The following is an 18,004-nucleotide window of genomic DNA, read 5'->3' on the forward strand; positions in this document are numbered from 1 at the left end:
CATGACCTTTTGAGTCATAGGATTTTGATCTTCTTCAGCTAAAAATCAACTAATTTTCTTAACTGATCGGCATTACGCTAAGCGGGGCTTTTTTGGCTTAAATTTTATTTTAAATTATTCGTTATAAGTAAATAACCTCAATTCTGTATAAGCAAGTCGATACGACACTATCCCTCCCCCACTTTCCCTCATAGCGTTGAACCACCTTTAATACCCAGAGCTCACTTCGTTAATTAATATGAGTTTTGGTTAACGGAAGCGAAAGGTTATTTAAAATCATACGGTTTTAAAACCTTTATTATACAATGCGGCTAGTTGTACGTAGTTCAAGGAATTATTGAAGCAATAATGGGTGATTAGGAAATAATTTAACGCAGCAATTCGATTAAATAGCAGTGTTGTATCGCTTTTCTTATCCGAAACGGAGGTTATTTAATAAGATGATGTATTTATGCGTCAACACAAAGGTTAATACATAATAAAGTCACATACTAAGCAGTAATAGGCTTAAAGGGGATATTTCTACAAACCTCATCTAATGAATTTAACTATAAATAAAACAAAAATAAAACAAACGCTGCTAATTAGTCATACTAATAAGGAATCTATCTAACACTTTCAGGAATACTATTCAGTTATAAACACACTATTTAACATTAATATTCATTTTTATTACTTTTAGAAAGTACCTCCCTAAATAAATAATAACTCTCTCTATTTTCACATTTACTTATTAAATAGCCATGAATGTATAAAATATAATTAATGCTTAACCAATTAAATTTTTCTCGTTTTTAGACATATATAGAGTTTAAATAGCTTATCCTCCTGTAATATATAGAATAAATTAAAAATCAATCACTTAACTCGAATCAAAATCTTTTGTTAAGTAATAAATTTATAACGAGTAACTCGAATAATATCCATTTTATTATTTTAAGCTCTTCCTTCAAAGAAAGTACTTTAAAGTTATTTTATGATCCAACAAGCATTAATCGTGACCCAAAAAGGATTTCAAGCTATCAAGGATTGATTAAATATAGACAGGCGGTTATCCTTAACTCTCAGGTAAACATATAATAAGACATTTAGGAGTTAGACATGACAAAACCAGTAATTGGTTTCATCGGGCTTGGCCTTATGGGCGGCAACATGGTTGAAAACTTACAGACTCGTGGTTTTCAAGTAAACGTAATGGATCTTAACAAAGATGCTGTTGCTAAAGTAATTGCTCGTGGCAATGCAACTGAAGTTGCTTCAGGTAAAGAACTAGCTGAAAAAAGTGACATCGTAATGCTTGCACTAACTACTTCAAAAGTAGTTGAGTTAGTCGTTTATGCTGAAGACGGTATCTTAGCGGGTATGTCTGAAGGTAAGACATTAATTGACTTCGGTACTTCAATTCCAGATTCTACTCGTAAAATCGGTGCTGCACTTGCTGAAAAAGGCTGTGGTATGATCGATGCACCTTTAGGCCGTACTCCTGCACATGCTAAAGATGGTTTATTAAACATCATGGCTGCTGGCGATATCGATACGTTCAACAAAGTTAAGCCTGTTCTTGATGAGCAAGGTGAAAACGTATTCCACCTTGGTGCACTTGGTGCTGGTCACACAACTAAGTTAATCAATAACTTTATTGGTATGACGACAGTAACAGCTATGTCTCAAGCGTTTGCTGTTGCAAAAGCGGCAGGTGTTGACGGACAACAACTATTTGACATTATGTCAGCTGGTCCATCTAACTCACCATTCATGCAGTTCACTAAATTCTATGCTGTAGACGGCGAAGAAAAACTAGGTTTCTCTGTTGCTAACGCAAACAAAGATCTTGGTTACTTTAACCAAATGGTTTCTGACCTAGGTGGCGAGTCTCTAATCGCTCAAGGTACTTCTGCAAATCTACAAGCAGCAGTAGATGCTGGTCTTGGTCAAAATGACGTGCCAGTTATTTTTGATTACTTCAACAGTAAATTAGAAAAGTAATTCAAAATAACGACATTGACCTTCTATAAAAAGAAAAGCACAGTGTCGTTAACTAATTAAACAACTAATTAGCTACTTAATTAGTTGTTTAATTTTTACCCTCATATACAAATCAGTAGCTTATTTAACTATACCTTGACCCGACCCTTCATACTTACATTTGACATTTTGTTTTAAAGTCATGTAAATAATATATTTAAATAATATGTGAACTCACTACTAAAGTAGTATTTGTTTATTTTTCAAGAAAATCATTAATTCTAATCATGTTATCCCTTCAATAGTTCCTCATAATTTATACCTTATTGATATTAAATCATCATCAAAAAACACTGCTTAGCCTACTGGCACCAACACTTTAATTATTTCCCCCAAAAAAACACAATATTAATTTAGCATCTATACTTATTGCAGCAATAAAAAATAAAACGGGAAAACCAATCAAAAAAAACATTAACATAGCCTTTAGCTATCAGCATGATTGAATTAAACCATTTCACATTTAGGGTTTTATGATCAATAGTTAACCTATAGAAAAGATATTTAAACATAACATTACCCCCAACAAAGAGTAGAGGATCAAAATATGTCAAATAATAAGTGTCCAGTAATGCACGGTGGTGCGACAACAACTGAATCAAACAAGGTTTGGTGGCCAAAAGCACTTAACCTAGATATTCTTCACCAGTATGATACAAAAACAAATCCATTAAACGAAGACTTTGATTATCGTGAAGCTGTAAAAACACTAGATGTTGAAGCGCTTAAAAAAGACATGATTGCATTAATGACAGACAGCCAACCTTGGTGGCCTGCTGACTGGGGTCACTATGGTGGTCTAATGATTCGTATGACTTGGCATTCTGCAGGTACATACCGCATCTCTGACGGTCGTGGTGGCGCAGCATCTGGTAGTCAACGTTTTGCTCCTCTAAACTCTTGGCCTGACAATGCGAACCTTGATAAAGCACGTCGTTTACTTTGGCCTATCAAAAAGAAATATGGTAACAAATTAAGCTGGGCTGATTTAATCGCTTATGCTGGTACGATGGCTTATGAGTCAATGGGCTTAAATACATTTGGTTTTGCTTTCGGACGTGAAGACATTTGGCACCCAGAGCAAGATATCTACTGGGGTTCAGAAAGAGAATGGTTAGCACCAAGTGGTAGTGAAGGTTCTCGTTACTCTGGCGAACGTGATTTAGAAAACCCACTAGCATCTGTAATGATGGGACTTATCTATGTAAACCCAGAAGGTGTTGACGGTAAATCAGATCCACAAAAAACAGCAAATGATATACGTGTAACGTTTGAACGTATGGCAATGAATGATGAAGAAACAGTTGCATTAACAGCAGGTGGTCATACTGTTGGTAAAGCACACGGTAATGGCGATGCTTCACAAATAGAAGCCGATCCTGAAGGTGCTGAATTAGAAGATCAAGGCTTTGGTTGGTTAAATAAAACTAAACGTGGTATTGGCCGTGACACGGTAACAAGTGGTATTGAAGGTGCTTGGACATCTAACCCTACCAAATGGGATAACGGTTTCTTTGACCTATTACTTAACTACGATTGGGAATTGAAGCATAGCCCTGCAGGTGCAACACAATGGGAACCAATTGATCTTCCTGAAGATAAAAAACCAGTTGATGTTGAAGATCTAACAACACGTTATAACCCAATGATGACTGATGCAGATATGGCAATGAAAGTTGACCCTATTTACCGTGAAATTTCAGAGAAATTCGCTAAAGATCAAGATTACTTCTCAGAAGTCTTTGCTCGTGCATGGTTTAAACTAACGCATCGTGATTTAGGTCCTAAAGCACGTTACATTGGTCCAGATGTACCAAAAGAAGAACTAATTTGGCAAGACCCAGTACCTGCCGGTAGCACTAGCTATGATGTTGATGCAGTTAAAGCGAAAATCGCAGCATCAGACCTAACAGTAAGCGAATTAGTTGCAACAGCATGGGATAGTGCAAGAACATACCGTAATTCAGATAAACGCGGTGGTGCTAACGGTGCCCGTATTCGTCTAGAGCAGCAAAGAAACTGGGAAGGTAATGAGCCAGAGCGTTTAGCAAAAGTATTAACAGTACTGGAAGCAATCGCAACTGAAAGCGGCGCAAGTTTAGCTGACGTTATCGTCATTGCTGGTAACGTAGGTATCGAAAAATCAGCAAAAGAAGCTGGATTTGAAATAACAGTACCGTTCTCAGCAGGTCGTGGCGATGCAAGTGAAGAAATGACAGATAATGAGTCTTTTGAAGTACTTGAACCTGTACACGATGGTTTCCGTAACTGGCAGAAGCAACATTACACAGTAACACCTGAAGAGATGTTACTTGATAAAGCGCAATTATTAAACTTAACAGCGCCAGAAATGACAGTACTTATCGGTGGTCTACGTGTTATTGGTACTAACTTCGGTGGTACTAAACATGGTGTATTCACTGATAACGAAGGTGCATTAACGAATGACTTCTTTGTTAACCTAACTGATATGAGTAACTCGTGGGTACCTACCGGCCGTAACTCTTATGAAATTCAGGATACAGCAACGAAAGCAGTAAAATGGACAGCAACACGAGCGGATTTAGTATTTGGTTCTAACTCAATTCTTCGTTCATACGTTGAAGTTTATGCACAAGACGATAACAAAGAAAAATTTGTTAAAGACTTCGTTGCAGCTTGGACTAAAGTAATGAATGCGGATCGTTTCGATTTAGTTTAAATCAAGAATATAACGACTGCTCTCAATGAATATTAAATAAGAGCAGCAAGTTAACTCTCTAATAACTAAAGACAGCATTTTAAAAGCTAACAACTCAAAATCCCTGATGTTAATTCATCAGGGATTTTTTTGTTTAAATTTTGCGACTACCAATAAATTATGTAATAAATTATATCTCTTGTTATTTTAATTAGGAGACTTTAAATATTAGGAGACTTAATATGACAAACTACATAACAGGTATAAAAAACATAAAAGAGATAATAAGCATAAAATGAAAATTCAAGCAGACGTAGCAACAATAGATATATTAGGCCATTTGATACTTTGGTTTATTATTACTTTCATTACTTTTGGAATAGGTGCTTTTTTCTTTCCTTACTCATTTTCTAAATTCATCATTAACCGCTCAGAATTGATTGATGAACAAGGTAGACCTAGAAAAATGGTTTGTAATACTGATCTGTTTGGTAATGTGGGTCATGTGATTCTTTGGATGATCATTTCAATAATCACTTTAGGTTTAGGTTATGCATTCTACTTTTATAAAGTATGGAATTACTCATTAAACCACACCACCATTCAGTAAATTTAATATAAGCAATTTGTAGAATAGATAAGCTGCCTTTTAAGTAAAATGCAGCTGCCTATCAAATCACCATAGAGCTTGGTTTAACTGATTTTTTATTAGAAATCCCCGAGAGTTAGACATAACGACATAGAGGTATGAGGCATACCCGTATATAATCGGCTCACCATTAATAACAAAGATATTTTTCATGAGCATGAATACCCTAACCAACTTTTTAGAACAAGCCCAATGCCAATACCGTATATATGATTTAGGCCGTATTGTGCAAAAAGTAAGTAACAGCGAATTTAAAAAAGTGGCAGATAATGAACAGGCTTACCCTTACCCTATTCAACAACATGCTTTTATTGCATTAACTTTTTGGCAAGTTGCCGCTCAGAAAGAACACTTTGTTTGGTTTTTAAAAATGCCATTGGATGAGCAAGGTTTAATGAAAATAACCGCTCAAACTAGCTTTATTCGTATGATAGTTGAAGCGATGGGTGAAGACTTAACGGCTAAAATAAGTGATAAGTTACAGGAACGTTTAGCCAGTAATCCTTTTGTTTTTAAACCGAGTGCTGAAAAGTTGGCTATTTTTAATGCCAATATTAACAGTGCTTTTATACGCCCTGCTTCTTCTTTTTACCCTTCAGTACAAAACTACTTCTCTGGTGAAGAAGATTGGCAACAATGGAAAACCTTAGGTTTCCAGGGCTTTGCTGATTTAGCTGCTCGCTTAAATTATGATAATAACCAACAAAAAATAATTAATGCGTTGGACCACTTGCCAGAACAACCATTACAAACGCTGTGTTTATGTCTTGAGAATCAAAGTGATATTAATACTGAGTTAGCTGAAAAAATAACCCAGCAAGCAACCAAACGCTTACAGTTAGGCCAAGATACCACCGCGGTTTTATTATTGAGGGCGATTGCCAGTGCAAATGCACAGGGTATGACTAAACAATTGTTAAACGAACAGTTTTCATCAACACTGGTACATCAAGCAGACTGGTATATTACTATCGCAGGACGTTGTTGGGCTCAGTTAGAAGATGAAACATTATTGAACCGTTACTTTGAAGCTCTAGCGACGCACCACCAAGCTCTATTTCCACAACTTTTCGCTGACTTAGTTGCTATCCCTGCATTAAGAGATAAAGTTTTAAAGCAATTGCGTTTAACTGCTCGTTCACCAGCATTATCACAAGCCATTGGTTTATTATTTTCAGGGTTGAAAGAAAACACTTAAGGATAGAAATATAATGATCTGGGATTTATTGTTTATTCTAGTAATGGTACTCGTCGGGACCACTATTTGGAAATTACGCCAACAATCTGAACTGGCTAAAAAGATGATCGAACAACATTGTAAAAAGCTTGAATTACAATTACTGTCTTTTGCTCGATCTCGTTTTAACTACAAATTAGGCAGTGATTTTTTACAAGCTAGTTTTGTATTTGAATTTAGTAGTGACGGTGATAATAATTACCAAGGAACACTCACCTTAAATGGATTAGTTAAACCACGCTTTCAATTACCTGCTTATCGTCTTGTTGACGATGAAACCCCATTCTTTTAAAAGGTTAGTTCATGGATCGTATTATATTAGTTGCACAGCAACTCGCGAAAGAAGGTAAAACACCAAACACCGCTCTAATCAAAGCGCGCTTACCTAAAAACACACCCTTGCCTACCATTATTCAGGGCTTAAAGCTATGGCAAGATAACCCTAACAAACAAATTAACACACCAACTGAACCCGCTTTAACAGGTGCGACTAGCGAGCAAATAAGTGGCAGTATTGATGAGATCATTAACAGCAAAATTGCACAAGCCATTACGCCCTTAAAAGAAGAAATCAGTTTATTAAAAGCACAGCTAGAAACGCTTAAAAATAGCATTGCGATTACACCAACTAAAACATTGGAAGAATAAACGTGTTTATTAAAGAGCTAAGCTTTGAATGCTATGAAGATACCCAATATGCTGCCGTTGAACGTGCAATAAATAATTACTTAGACATGCTCCGTTATAACGGACAAATTCTTGGAAGAGAGTTTCCGATTGCAATGCAAGGTGCAGTCTTTACGACTCGATTAGTTTGCCCAGAAGAAAATAGCTTAAGTGCTAGCTTCAATAGCCCTCAAGTTACACATGCTTTAAGTGGGTTAACAAAAGCAGGATTACTCGCGCCTAAAATTAAAACTATTGCTGAAGATTTAAATTCTCAACAATGTGCGACTAATTTCACACCAAGCTGGCAAATTCTTTATACTACTTTTTTAGATACGTGCTCACCTATTCGTTGTGGTGAAACGTTAGCCCCTATTCCACTTTACCGAACACCTGAAGAAATCAGTAATGGTGACCGAAAAAGTGCTATTAAATGGCAAGAGGAATGGGTGAACTTAGACGAATTGCAGATGAATGGTTCAGCAGTTTCTAGCGCGGCATTAAAAGAACTGGGTGAAGTTACTAGTAAATTTTTTCACCGCGGCAGTAACCTATGTAAGCGTATTCAATATATTACTAAAGTACCAACATATTACTATTTGTATCGTGTTGCAGGTAAATCACTGCAAGAAGAACAAAATAGACCTTGTCCCAGTTGTGGAGGGGAATGGAAACTAACAGCACCGTTATTTGAGATATTTGATTTTAAATGTGACCAATGCCAGTTAGTATCTAACCTTTCTTGGGACTTCAAAAAATAGGATTATCTACATGTTAAAAAAATTAAAAATGGTAGGCATTATATTGCTAATACTTATTATCAGCTTCTTTGTATTAAAAGGATGTTCTGATGATGAAGTGGGTGATGTCAGTTTAGGTTTATTCACTACTCAAGATATTAAGCTGAATATGTTAAAAGATCCGATTGTAACGGGTGTGACTTGTCATGTTGCTTCAATAGAAGCAGATCTTAGTTTCTCTGACCCAAGTGACAGTGCGATTGCTTGTCGTCAAACAGGGCCAATCACTTCAGCGATGATTGCTGAGATTGATAAGAGCAAATCTGGTGATGTTGTATTTAAAAAGTCTAAAAGCATTTTCTTCAAGACAATGAAAATTAGACGTGTTTATGATCCAGAGAACCAAACACTAATGTACGTTTCTTACTCTACTAAGGAAACATCGGGTAGCTTCAAACATAGTCTTTCTACCGTTCCTTTATGGGGAACAGAAGCTTACCAAGCTTCAATAAAGGCATCACCTGAAACAACAAAAGAACTGACAATAGAAAAATAGCTATAGCGCGTATAAAGGTAATAAAATAAAGTCATTAACGCCTTTAAAGACCGTTTTATAGAGTTAAAAAAACCTCGTAGAGTAATCACTCTTCGAGGTTTTTTATTGGGCTTTGCAAAGTACTTTTATAAAAGATTATAAGTTAGGCTTTAATACATCTAACATCGCTTCAATATGGTCGTCACGATCATTTAATGCTGCGATATAACGATACTTCTCACCACCAGCTTCTTCAAAGATTTCTCTATTCTCCCCTTCAATCTCTTCTAGTGTTTCTAAACAATCAGCACTAAAAGCAGGACTAATAATAGCAATGTCTTTAATACCTTGTGCAGGGAAGCTTTCCAGTGTTGCATCGGTATAAGGTTTTAGCCACTCAGCCTTACCAAAACGACTCTGGAAGGTACTAATTACATTTTCTTTATCTAGCTGTAACTCTTCATCTAATGCCAGCTTCTCAACCACTAAACGTGTTGTTTGTAAGCATAAACAATAATAAGGATCACCATTATCTAAGAATAGCTTTGGCATACCATGATATGAGAAAACCAGTTTTTGTGGCATTCCATTTTTCTTTAAATCTTCGCTGATACTATTGGCTAACGCATCAATATAAGCTGTATTTTTATGATAACCGTTAATGAAGTGCAATTCTGGCACCCAACGCCATTTACGCAATACATTAGATACCGCATCAAAGGTAGAACCTATCGTAGGACTTGAGTATTGCGGGTATAAGGGTAATACCACAATGCGAGTGAAGCCTTTTTCACGCAACGCTTCTAAACCTGACTCAATAGAAGGATTACCATAGCGCATACTCATGACCACTTCGGTATTTTCATACCCTTGTTGCTTTAGCAATGCACTTAATTTATCTCGTTGCAGACGTGTTATATGGGTTAAGGGAGAACCGTTTTCAGTCCAAATACTTTCATACAGTTTTGCAGAACGTTTTGGACGAATACGAAGAATAATCCCATGCAGAATAATCATCCACACTAAACGCGGTATCTCTACAATACGGGGATCTGATAAAAACTCTCTTAAGTAAATTCTCACGGCTTTAGTAGAAGGCTCGTCAGGACTACCTAAGTTAGTAAGTAAAATTCCTGTTTTTTGATGAAAACGCTCTTTATGAGGGTTATCTGTAATTCCTGAAAAACGTGACACACAAGGCTCCTTTTGAGCATATAAGTTTTAACCATTGTAATTAAAACGAATTGATAATGGTATTCGATCACTTTATGTTTAAGTTTATAACAGTACTTAATAAGAAATAGTTAGTAATCATAGAATAAAGCTTTAATTTAAAATATCCATAAGTGACATATAAAGAAAAGTTATTTAATAGTGCGTTATCGCTAATAAAAACTACTTAGGCTTTGTGACAGCCATAACATAGTTAACTGATAAGTCTGATGTCGATAATGACCATCGCCATAACAACGGATTAAAAACAAATCCTCGTTTATCGATCAATTCCAGACGTGCCACATTAAACAGTTCAATCAACTCAGATGGTCGAATAAACTTACTCCATTGATGTGTTCTAGCAGGTAACCAACGCATCACTCTTTCAGCACCAATAATAGCGACTAAATAGCTTTTGGGGTTACGATTTATCGTAGAGCAAAGCATCAACCCACCTTTATTCAATAAGGCTTCACAAGCATTAAGAAGCGCTTGTGGAGAAGCGACATGTTCTATGACTTCCATATTAAGGATCACATCAAACAACTCACCCTTTTCTACTAAGGCTTCTGCCATGGTTTTTCGGTAATCTATTGTTAAGCCAGATTGTTTGGCATGCACTTGTGCAACAAAAATATTTTTTGGCGCTGCATCAGCCCCTACCACTTCAGCGCCTAAATACGCCATAGGTTCGCTTAATAGTCCGCCACCACAACCAATATCTAATAATCGTAAACCTTCAAATGGCTTTTCACTTTTTAAATCTCGATTAAATTGAGTTGCGATCTGTCCAACTATATATTCCAATCTTAATGGGTTTAACATGTGTAGAGGTTTAAACTTTCCTTTTGGGTCCCACCACTCTTCAGCCATAGCTTCAAATTTAGCAACTTCCGATGCATCAACGGTATTGGTAGATGTTAAATTACTCATGTTATCCTCCTATCATTACTGGAAGTGTCATTGGAAATATTACTGGAAATGTTATTAGAAAGTATTATCGACAGTACAATGAAAAAGATTGATACCTTAATTTTTAAGAGCGCATCAAAAGAATAGTTTGATGGATTTATTAATCACTTAAATCGTTAAGATTATTACGATCTACTAAAGCGATTAATAACTTTCTTTCTCGTCCAACATCTTGGATATCTTTCTAAAAAACACTTTCTGAGTGTCTTCATCTTCATAATCCATATCAAATGCACCATGAAATAATAAAGTCACCGTTAGATCTTTGAATGATAACCAACAGGTGTACCCGTCAAAATCTTGAGACGCTTTTACGCCTGATAACTCATAGACTCCGTCGGTCTTTTTTCCTTTAGTCGTGACTAAATCAAAAGCCTGTAGTAAGTCTCGTTTTTTTAATTTATTTACGTCCATAAATAGTGCCTCTGTAGTTATTGCTCTTCGACTTTATTTTATTTATCGATAGGCCCATATCAATCATTTCATATTAGCTTTTTAATATACACCTTAGCTTTATCTAATCCACACAATAAAGGTGTTCTATTTAAGTAACTGACCTGCTTATTTATACGAATGAACAAAGAAAAAGATCAGCTACAGAGGCATTCTTAAATATACAACATGCTTAGGTATTAGACAGTTTATATAGAGTAGTTCGACAGATTAAGAAGAGAAAAAAGAGTGATGGGTGATTTGAAATGTTTTAAAAATAGTTAACAAAAAAGGTTAACGTTTAATAAATAAAAAAATGCCTCAATGATCATTCATTAAGGCATTTTTAAAAGTACTATTTCTTCAAGGAAATAATCAGTGAACGATTACTTAAAGAAATTAATCTTCCGAATCATCAACAATGATTCTTTTCTTACGGCGCATTGGTGCTTCACCTACATCAACAGACTCATGGAAAACATTTTCTTGTTTTTTAGTGCTTATTTTTGCTTTTTTAGCCATCGGTTTTTGTTTATTTTCAACAACTTTTTTCGCTTTAAACACTTTCTTCTGTACTGGTTTTAAGCCTTTAAACTTCGGGTTAACACCTTCCACTTTGTCAAAAGTAATTGTTTGAGCAACAAAGCTTTCTACTTTTTTAAAGTTATCCCAGTCTTTAGGACCGATGATAGAAATCGCATCACCTAGCTCTCCTGCACGGCCTGTACGGCCTATACGATGAATATACTCTTCAGTGTGCTTTGGAATATCAAAGTTGAATACATGGCTTACATGGATTAAATCTAAACCACGTGAAGCAATATCAGTCGTGACTAAGATTTTATCTTTACCGCGTGAAAAAGAATCCATGATCTTATTACGATTTGCTTGTGTTAAATCACCATGCAATGCAACGGCAGACATGCCTTTTTCAACTAATATCGCACTTAAACGTTCAGTATCGGCACGGGTAGCCGTAAATATAATCGCTTGATTAATTTCTTCTTTATTTAAAAAGTGAAATAACAGTTTTTCTTTTTGATTAAGGTTATCTGCTAAATAAAAGCGTTGAGTAATTTCACTGTGTTGTTGGTTTTCTTCACCTACCGCAATACGGACAGGCGCTTTTAATAGATGGCCAGCAAACTCATTCACTTCACCGTGACCTAATGTCGCAGAGAACATTAACGTCTGACGTAGACGATGGTTAGCAGCTTCATTAATAGCAGTTAATTGCTCAGCAAAGCCTAAGTCCAACATACGGTCTGCTTCATCTAAAATCAGTAACTCTAAACCCGGTAAATGCAACAAACCTTTTTTAAGGTGATCAACAATACGTCCTGGCGTACCGACGATAAAATGCGGATGTTTATCGATGGCTTTTACTTGATCATTAAAGTTCTCACCACCTAATACTAAAATTGATTTAATACTGGTGTTAGATACTAATAAACGTAGTTGCGCATAAACTTGTTTAGCAAGCTCACGTGTTGGCGTTAAAATTAATACGCGAGGATCACGACGAGTTAGCGCACGTGTTTTTAATACACGTTGCATAGCAGGTAACAAATAAGCAAGTGTTTTACCTGATCCTGTTTTAGATGATGCTAAAAGATCTTTCCCAGAGACAGCAACCGGAATGGCTTCTGCTTGAATTTGTGTTGTTTCAGTAAAACCTAAATGTGAAACGGAAGTGATCAAACGCTGATCAATGGGTAAATCTTTAATTAGCAATGTATGCTCCAAAACAGTAAAAATAATAAATTAAAGAGTGAGTATAAACGATTAAGCAGAAAAACAAGAAATGAAGTTTGTAATAACAGCGAGAAAAGTACAGATCTTATGGAAATGAGGACAAAATACTAGAAAGGAAATCAACAAAAATTAATTTCCTTCTTATATCACTTAAGAAAATAAACTAAATTGCACTTAACCCCATTTCGAAAATTAGCTTTTCAGCAGTACATTCAAATTGTAAGGTCACTTTACTTTCGATAATAGATTCTACTTCTTTATAATCTACTGTTATGTCGACAGTATCAAAACGTGCTTTAGCCGCTTTAATATATTTATCCGCTAATGCTTCAACACTTTCTTTCGTTGGGCCAGAAAAAGGTAAAACAAGCTGTGTATCATCTTCTCTAATAACACTACCTAACTCAACGATTGTGCCACATGCTTCGCATACATCATTTTCTTGAGTTTGAGTTTTTTGAACGGTTTCTTCTGAAAACATAATGACCTCGTATTTACTTATTCAATAGCAATTATTGTAGCCTGCTTTAAATAAAAAAGGCGACACATAATGTGTCGCCTTTTACCTTTTAATGATTTACATCATTAAGCTGTCGGAAACTTTTCTAATTTCCAGATTTTACTTGCATAGTCTTCAATTGAGCGATCCGAGTTAAACTTACCCATTGCTCCCGCATTTAGAATTGCTTTTTCAGCCCAAGCTGATTGATCACGATAAAGCGTATCAATATCTTGATGAGCAGCAACATAAGATGCGTAATCAGCAAGACATAGATATTCATCGCCCCAGTCTAATAAGCTACGTTTAATATCAGATAATAAGCCAGCATGACCAGGGGTAAAGAAGTCAGTATCTAACCAATCAAGCACGGCTTTCAGCTCTGGGTTTTTATAATAATAATCATACGGATTATATCCGCTGGCTTTTAACGCTTTTACTTCATCAACGCTTAAACCAAAAATAAACATATGTTCTTCGCCAATCTCTTCAGCCATTTCAATGTTTGCACCATCCATCGTACCAACGGTTAATGCACCATTTAATGAGAACTTCATATTACCAGTGCCAGATGCTTCAAGACCCGCCGTTGAAATTTGCTCTGACACATCTGCGGCAGGGAACATTTTTTCAGCAAGCGAGATACGGTAGTTTGGTAAGAAGACAACTTTTAATTTGTCTTTAATACGTTCATCGTTATTCACTTTATCTGCAATTTTATTGAGAGCAAAAATAATCTCTTTAGCCATGTGATAGCCCGGTGCGGCTTTTGCACCAAATAAGAAAACACGAGGCACCATGTCATAGTCAGGATTTTCCAGTAAACGTTTATACAAGGTTAAAATATGTATCAAGTTTAATTGTTGACGTTTGTATTCGTGTAGTCGTTTAATTTGCACATCAAAAATAGCATCGACAGAGACTTCAACACCGGTTGTCTCTTTAATAATTTTAGCTAATTCCACTTTGTTTTGTTTTTTAATATCCATGAAGCGTTTTTGGAAAGCGCTATCTTTTGCTTTTGGCAGAATGCCTTTTAATTTATCTAAGTTAAGCACCCAATCATCACCAATGGTTTCATCTAATAACGTTGCTAAACCTGGGTTACATGCTTTTAACCAGCGACGTGGCGTCACACCATTCGTCACATTAACTAACTTACCTGGGAATAATTCGTGAAACTCAGGGAAGAGATCCGTTTTAACAAGCTCTGAATGCACTGCCGCCACGCCATTGACTTTATAAGCTGTGATTACGCATAAGTTGGCCATGCGCACCATACGTGGTTGAGATTCCTCAATGATAGAGAGTTTTTGTTTTTTCTCATCATCGCCAGGCCATTTTTTCTCAACAATATTCGTTAAGAATTGAGAGTTGATTTCATAAATTATTTCTAGATGTCGCGGTAATACTTTTTCAAACAAAGCCACCGACCATTTCTCTAAGGCTTCAGGTAATAAGGTATGGTTAGTGTAAGCAAAGGTTTCTTGACAAATACTCCATGCCGTCACCCAATCTAAGTTCTCTTCATCAATTAAAATACGCATTAGCTCAGGGATAGCAATCGTTGGATGGGTATCGTTTAACTGAATAGCGACTTTTTTAGGTAACAATGACCAATCTTTATTTGCACGTTTAAAGCGACGTAAAATATCTTTTACTGAACAAGCACAAAAGAAATATTGTTGAATTAAACGTAGCTCTTTACCAGCATCAGTAGAATCATTTGGATAAAGAACTTTTGAAACGGTTTCTGCTTTTGATTTTTCGATTTGAGAGTCGACATAACCGCCGGCATTAAATACATCCCAATCAAATGCTTCATGCGCACGACTTTCCCATAAGCGTAATATATTAACGGTTTTAGCACCGTAACCTACAATAGGAATATCCCACGGAACCCCTTTTAGTTTTTGACCTGCATGCCACACTTTTCTAGGGCCGTCCTTTTGATCGAAAACCGTTTCAACATAACCGTATAAAGGAATAAATTGAACCGATTCAGGACGACAAATTTCCCATGGGTTACCATACTCACGCCAAGTATCAGGGCGCTCTATTTGGCGACCATCTTGGAACTCTTGCTTAAATAAACCATGCTCATAATGGATACCATAGCCAATGGCTGGGTAACCCAACGTCGCTAATGAATCAATAAAACAGGCAGCAAGGCGACCTAACCCACCATTACCTAATGCCATGTCAGGCTCTTCATCGCATAATTCGTATAAGTCTTTGCCTAATGCTTTTAACGCATCTTCAGTGACTTGAAAAACTTCTAGGTTTTGCAGGTTATTAGATAACAAACGTCCCATCAAAAATTCAAGTGACAGGTAATTAACCGCTCTCGTATCTTTCTTTGAATGACTTTGCTGAGTTTGTGTTAACTTTTCAAACACCAGTTCATTAACTGCCTGACAAGTCGCATTCCACCATGCTTTATTATTTGCTTTATATCTATCTGTACCAATCCCTTTGCGTAGGCGATCGATAATTGCTTGTTGCATTTCAGCACTCGTTACTGAAGGCACCGCTACTGATTCTTGGTTTTTTTTAATCGCCATAATAGACCTACTACCTAAGTGTTAAGTGAAATTTCATCATGTATAAAACGTTTGTATAAGAACAGTGGAATGAAAGAAGGCGCTTAAGGAAGATAAATTGTCTCTCAACATTCCAATCAAAAAATAAACAACAAAAAGGAAGATAAACCTCTATTGTTGAATATTGATACTCTATTGAATCTAAGATTCGTGTTAAATAACGAGATCAAGATCACAATAATGATTAGTATAGACGAAGGATTTTATTTTTTTAGTGAATTACAAAAATATTTATAGAGGGGTAATAAAAAGGCAAAGTAAAAACTCTGCCTTTATTTTTCAACTCGCTTAAGCACTATTCAACTTACTTAAGAAATGATCGAGAAATTAAATGCCAGCTTTAGCGAAAGCTTGTGCCACAATTTCTTGTGCTTCTGTTTGAATCTGTGCGATATGTTCTTCACCTAAAAATGATTCTGAGTATATTTTATAAATATTTTCAGTCCCTGATGGACGAGCCGCAAACCAACCATTTTCAGTGGTCACTTTTAAGCCGCCAATAGCAGCGCCATTACCTGATGCATGAGTTAATTTAGCTGTAATCTTTTCGCCAGCCAATGTTTCAGCTTCGACCATATCAGGGCTTAAATTAGCTAATACTTGTTTTTGTTCAGGTGATGCAGGCGCATCAAAACGCTGATAAACAGGTGAACCAAATTTAGCCGTAAATTCTGCATAGTGCTCACCAGGATCTTTCTTGGTTACCGCAATAATTTCAGCGGCTAACAAGGCTAAAATAATACCGTCTTTGTCTGTGCTCCACACGGTACCATCTTTACGTAGGAAAGAAGCGCCAGCACTTTCTTCACCACCAAAGCCAAAGCTACCGTCAAATAGTCCATCTACAAACCATTTAAAACCAACAGGTACTTCAGATAACTCGCGACCTAGTTCATTAACAACACGGTCTATCATTGAGCTTGAAACTAATGTTTTACCCACTATCGCTTTGTCTGACCATTGCTTTCTATGCGTAAACAGATAGTTAATCGCAACCGCTAAGTAATGGTTAGGATTTAATAAACCAGATGATTTAGTCACAATACCATGACGGTCATAATCAGGATCATTGGCCACAGCCACATCAAATTTGTCTTTTAACTTGATTAAACCAGCCATCGCATAAGGTGACGAACAATCCATACGAATTTTGCCATCTTTATCTAAGGTCATGAATGAGAATGTTGGGTCAACACGGTCGTTTACCACTTCAATGTTCAAGCCGTACGTTTTAGCAATGACAGGCCAATAAGCAACGCCCGAACCGCCTAATGTATCCACACCAATTTTAATGCCTGATTTAGCGATGGCTTCTAGGTCTAATACATTAATTAAATCATCAACATAAGGTTGGATATAATCGTACTCTTCCACTAAACCTGATTGCATCGCTTCATCGAAGTCTGCTTGTAAAATGTCATCATAGTTATCATTTAATATTTCGTTAGCACGATCTTGAATAAGTTTAGTAACGTCGCTATCTGCAGGTCCGCCATTAGGTGGGTTATATTTAAAACCGCCATCTTCAGGTGGATTATGTGAAGGAGTAATAACAATACCGTCAGCCAGTGAATCAGGATTAGCTTTGTTATATTGCAAAATAGCATGAGAGATAACAGGTGTTGGCGTATAACCTCCGCCCGCTTGCACAACTACTTTAATACCATTTTCAACCAGTACTTGTACTGCTGATATAAATGCAGGTTCAGATAATGCGTGTGTATCTTTACCAATAAAAACGGGCCCAGTGTAACCTTGCTCTTTACGGTATTCAGCAAGTGCTTGTGTGATTGCCAGTATATGCAATTCAGTAAATGCATACTTAAAAGAACTGCCTCGATGGCCAGAAGTTCCAAAAGCGACTTGTTGTTCTGCAACATCAACATCAGGAAGGTTGACATAATAAGCAGAAACTAATTTTGGAATATCAACTAAATCATTTACTTGTGCTGGTTGTCCAGCGCGTGGGTGAATTGCCATAAGTTCCTCAGGTGGT

General features: G+C 36.4%; 15 protein-coding genes. 8 read left to right on the forward strand and 7 right to left on the reverse strand.

Annotation, left to right across the window (positions count from 1 at the left end; translation table 11 throughout):
- The first annotated feature begins 1,101 nt into the window (after positions 1-1,101).
- The 8 genes from Q0794_RS15900 (at position 1,102) to Q0794_RS15935 (ending at position 8,553) form a co-directional block, all read left to right on the forward strand.
- Positions 1,102-1,986, forward strand: coding sequence for an NAD(P)-dependent oxidoreductase (locus tag Q0794_RS15900; RefSeq protein WP_160060795.1), 885 nt, complete (start codon positions 1,102-1,104; stop codon positions 1,984-1,986).
- Between the two features lie 586 nt (positions 1,987-2,572).
- Positions 2,573-4,726 carry a catalase/peroxidase HPI gene (gene katG / locus Q0794_RS15905; protein WP_298943548.1) on the forward strand — a complete coding sequence of 718 codons (2,154 nt, stop codon included), beginning with the start codon at positions 2,573-2,575 and terminating at the stop codon, positions 4,724-4,726.
- 274 nt (positions 4,727-5,000) lie between these two features.
- Positions 5,001-5,315, forward strand: coding sequence for a DUF6693 family protein (locus Q0794_RS15910; RefSeq protein ID WP_298943549.1), 315 nt, complete (start codon positions 5,001-5,003; stop codon positions 5,313-5,315).
- A 190-nt stretch (positions 5,316-5,505) separates the two neighbouring features.
- Complete coding sequence (locus Q0794_RS15915) at positions 5,506-6,552, forward strand: DUF3549 family protein (RefSeq protein WP_298943551.1); 1,047 nt, start codon at positions 5,506-5,508, stop codon at positions 6,550-6,552.
- 13 nt (positions 6,553-6,565) lie between these two features.
- Positions 6,566-6,883 carry a DUF3301 domain-containing protein gene (locus tag Q0794_RS15920; RefSeq protein ID WP_298943553.1) on the forward strand — a complete coding sequence of 106 codons (318 nt, stop codon included), beginning with the start codon at positions 6,566-6,568 and terminating at the stop codon, positions 6,881-6,883.
- Positions 6,884-6,894: 11 nt separating this feature from the next.
- On the forward strand, positions 6,895-7,239 hold the full coding sequence (locus Q0794_RS15925; protein ID WP_298943554.1) for a hypothetical protein: 345 nt from the start codon (positions 6,895-6,897) through the stop codon (positions 7,237-7,239).
- Positions 7,240-7,241: 2 nt separating this feature from the next.
- On the forward strand, positions 7,242-8,018 hold the full coding sequence (locus Q0794_RS15930; protein ID WP_298943556.1) for a Zn-ribbon-containing protein: 777 nt from the start codon (positions 7,242-7,244) through the stop codon (positions 8,016-8,018).
- A gap of 10 nt (positions 8,019-8,028) precedes the next feature.
- Positions 8,029-8,553 carry a CreA family protein gene (locus Q0794_RS15935; RefSeq protein ID WP_298943557.1) on the forward strand — a complete coding sequence of 175 codons (525 nt, stop codon included), beginning with the start codon at positions 8,029-8,031 and terminating at the stop codon, positions 8,551-8,553.
- A gap of 135 nt (positions 8,554-8,688) precedes the next feature.
- Here the strand turns inward: Q0794_RS15935 and hemH are convergent, their stop codons facing one another.
- The 7 genes from hemH to pgm form a co-directional block, all read right to left on the reverse strand.
- On the reverse strand, positions 8,689-9,726 hold the full coding sequence (gene hemH, locus Q0794_RS15940) for a ferrochelatase (RefSeq protein WP_298943559.1): 1,038 nt from the start codon (positions 9,724-9,726) through the stop codon (positions 8,689-8,691).
- A 201-nt stretch (positions 9,727-9,927) separates the two neighbouring features.
- Positions 9,928-10,680 carry a bifunctional 2-polyprenyl-6-hydroxyphenol methylase/3-demethylubiquinol 3-O-methyltransferase UbiG gene (gene ubiG, locus Q0794_RS15945; protein ID WP_298943561.1) on the reverse strand — a complete coding sequence of 251 codons (753 nt, stop codon included), beginning with the start codon at positions 10,678-10,680 and terminating at the stop codon, positions 9,928-9,930.
- 183 nt (positions 10,681-10,863) lie between these two features.
- The gene (locus Q0794_RS15950) at positions 10,864-11,133 is read right to left on the reverse strand and encodes a DUF3081 family protein (protein ID WP_298943563.1); all 270 of its coding nucleotides are present in this window, start codon (positions 11,131-11,133) and stop codon (positions 10,864-10,866) included.
- Between the two features lie 417 nt (positions 11,134-11,550).
- Positions 11,551-12,885, reverse strand: a complete 1,335-nt coding sequence (locus Q0794_RS15955; RefSeq protein WP_298943565.1) for a DEAD/DEAH box helicase — start codon at positions 12,883-12,885, stop codon at positions 11,551-11,553.
- Between the two features lie 184 nt (positions 12,886-13,069).
- Positions 13,070-13,387 (reverse strand): DUF406 family protein, encoded by a 318-nt coding sequence (locus tag Q0794_RS15960; RefSeq protein ID WP_298943567.1) that lies wholly within the window; start codon positions 13,385-13,387, stop codon positions 13,070-13,072.
- A gap of 104 nt (positions 13,388-13,491) precedes the next feature.
- Entirely contained in the window at positions 13,492-15,969 is a 2,478-nt protein-coding gene (locus Q0794_RS15965) for a glycogen/starch/alpha-glucan phosphorylase (RefSeq protein WP_298943569.1), read from the reverse strand.
- 366 nt (positions 15,970-16,335) lie between these two features.
- Positions 16,336-17,988 carry a phosphoglucomutase (alpha-D-glucose-1,6-bisphosphate-dependent) gene (pgm, locus tag Q0794_RS15970; RefSeq protein ID WP_298943571.1) on the reverse strand — a complete coding sequence of 551 codons (1,653 nt, stop codon included), beginning with the start codon at positions 17,986-17,988 and terminating at the stop codon, positions 16,336-16,338.
- Positions 17,989-18,004 lie beyond the last annotated feature (16 nt).

The organism is uncultured Psychromonas sp. (assembly GCF_947489755.1).
GTDB lineage: Bacteria > Pseudomonadota > Gammaproteobacteria > Enterobacterales > Psychromonadaceae > Psychromonas.

Excerpts from the sequence above, each read along its gene's own strand:
- Q0794_RS15900 (WP_160060795.1), top strand. The coding sequence starts at position 1,102 with ATGACAAAACCAGTAATTGGTTTCATCGGGCTTGGCCTTATGGGCGGC.
- katG (WP_298943548.1), top strand. The coding sequence starts at position 2,573 with ATGTCAAATAATAAGTGTCCAGTAATGCACGGTGGTGCGACAACAACT.
- Q0794_RS15910 (WP_298943549.1), top strand. The coding sequence starts at position 5,001 with ATGAAAATTCAAGCAGACGTAGCAACAATAGATATATTAGGCCATTTG.
- Q0794_RS15915 (WP_298943551.1), top strand. The coding sequence starts at position 5,506 with ATGAGCATGAATACCCTAACCAACTTTTTAGAACAAGCCCAATGCCAA.
- Q0794_RS15920 (WP_298943553.1), top strand. The coding sequence starts at position 6,566 with ATGATCTGGGATTTATTGTTTATTCTAGTAATGGTACTCGTCGGGACC.
- Q0794_RS15925 (WP_298943554.1), top strand. The coding sequence starts at position 6,895 with ATGGATCGTATTATATTAGTTGCACAGCAACTCGCGAAAGAAGGTAAA.
- Q0794_RS15935 (WP_298943557.1), top strand. The coding sequence starts at position 8,029 with ATGTTAAAAAAATTAAAAATGGTAGGCATTATATTGCTAATACTTATT.
- ubiG (WP_298943561.1), bottom strand. The coding sequence starts at position 10,680 with ATGAGTAATTTAACATCTACCAATACCGTTGATGCATCGGAAGTTGCT.
- Q0794_RS15950 (WP_298943563.1), bottom strand. The coding sequence starts at position 11,133 with ATGGACGTAAATAAATTAAAAAAACGAGACTTACTACAGGCTTTTGAT.
- Q0794_RS15960 (WP_298943567.1), bottom strand. The coding sequence starts at position 13,387 with ATGTTTTCAGAAGAAACCGTTCAAAAAACTCAAACTCAAGAAAATGAT.
- Q0794_RS15965 (WP_298943569.1), bottom strand. The coding sequence starts at position 15,969 with ATGGCGATTAAAAAAAACCAAGAATCAGTAGCGGTGCCTTCAGTAACG.
- pgm (WP_298943571.1), bottom strand. The coding sequence starts at position 17,988 with ATGGCAATTCACCCACGCGCTGGACAACCAGCACAAGTAAATGATTTA.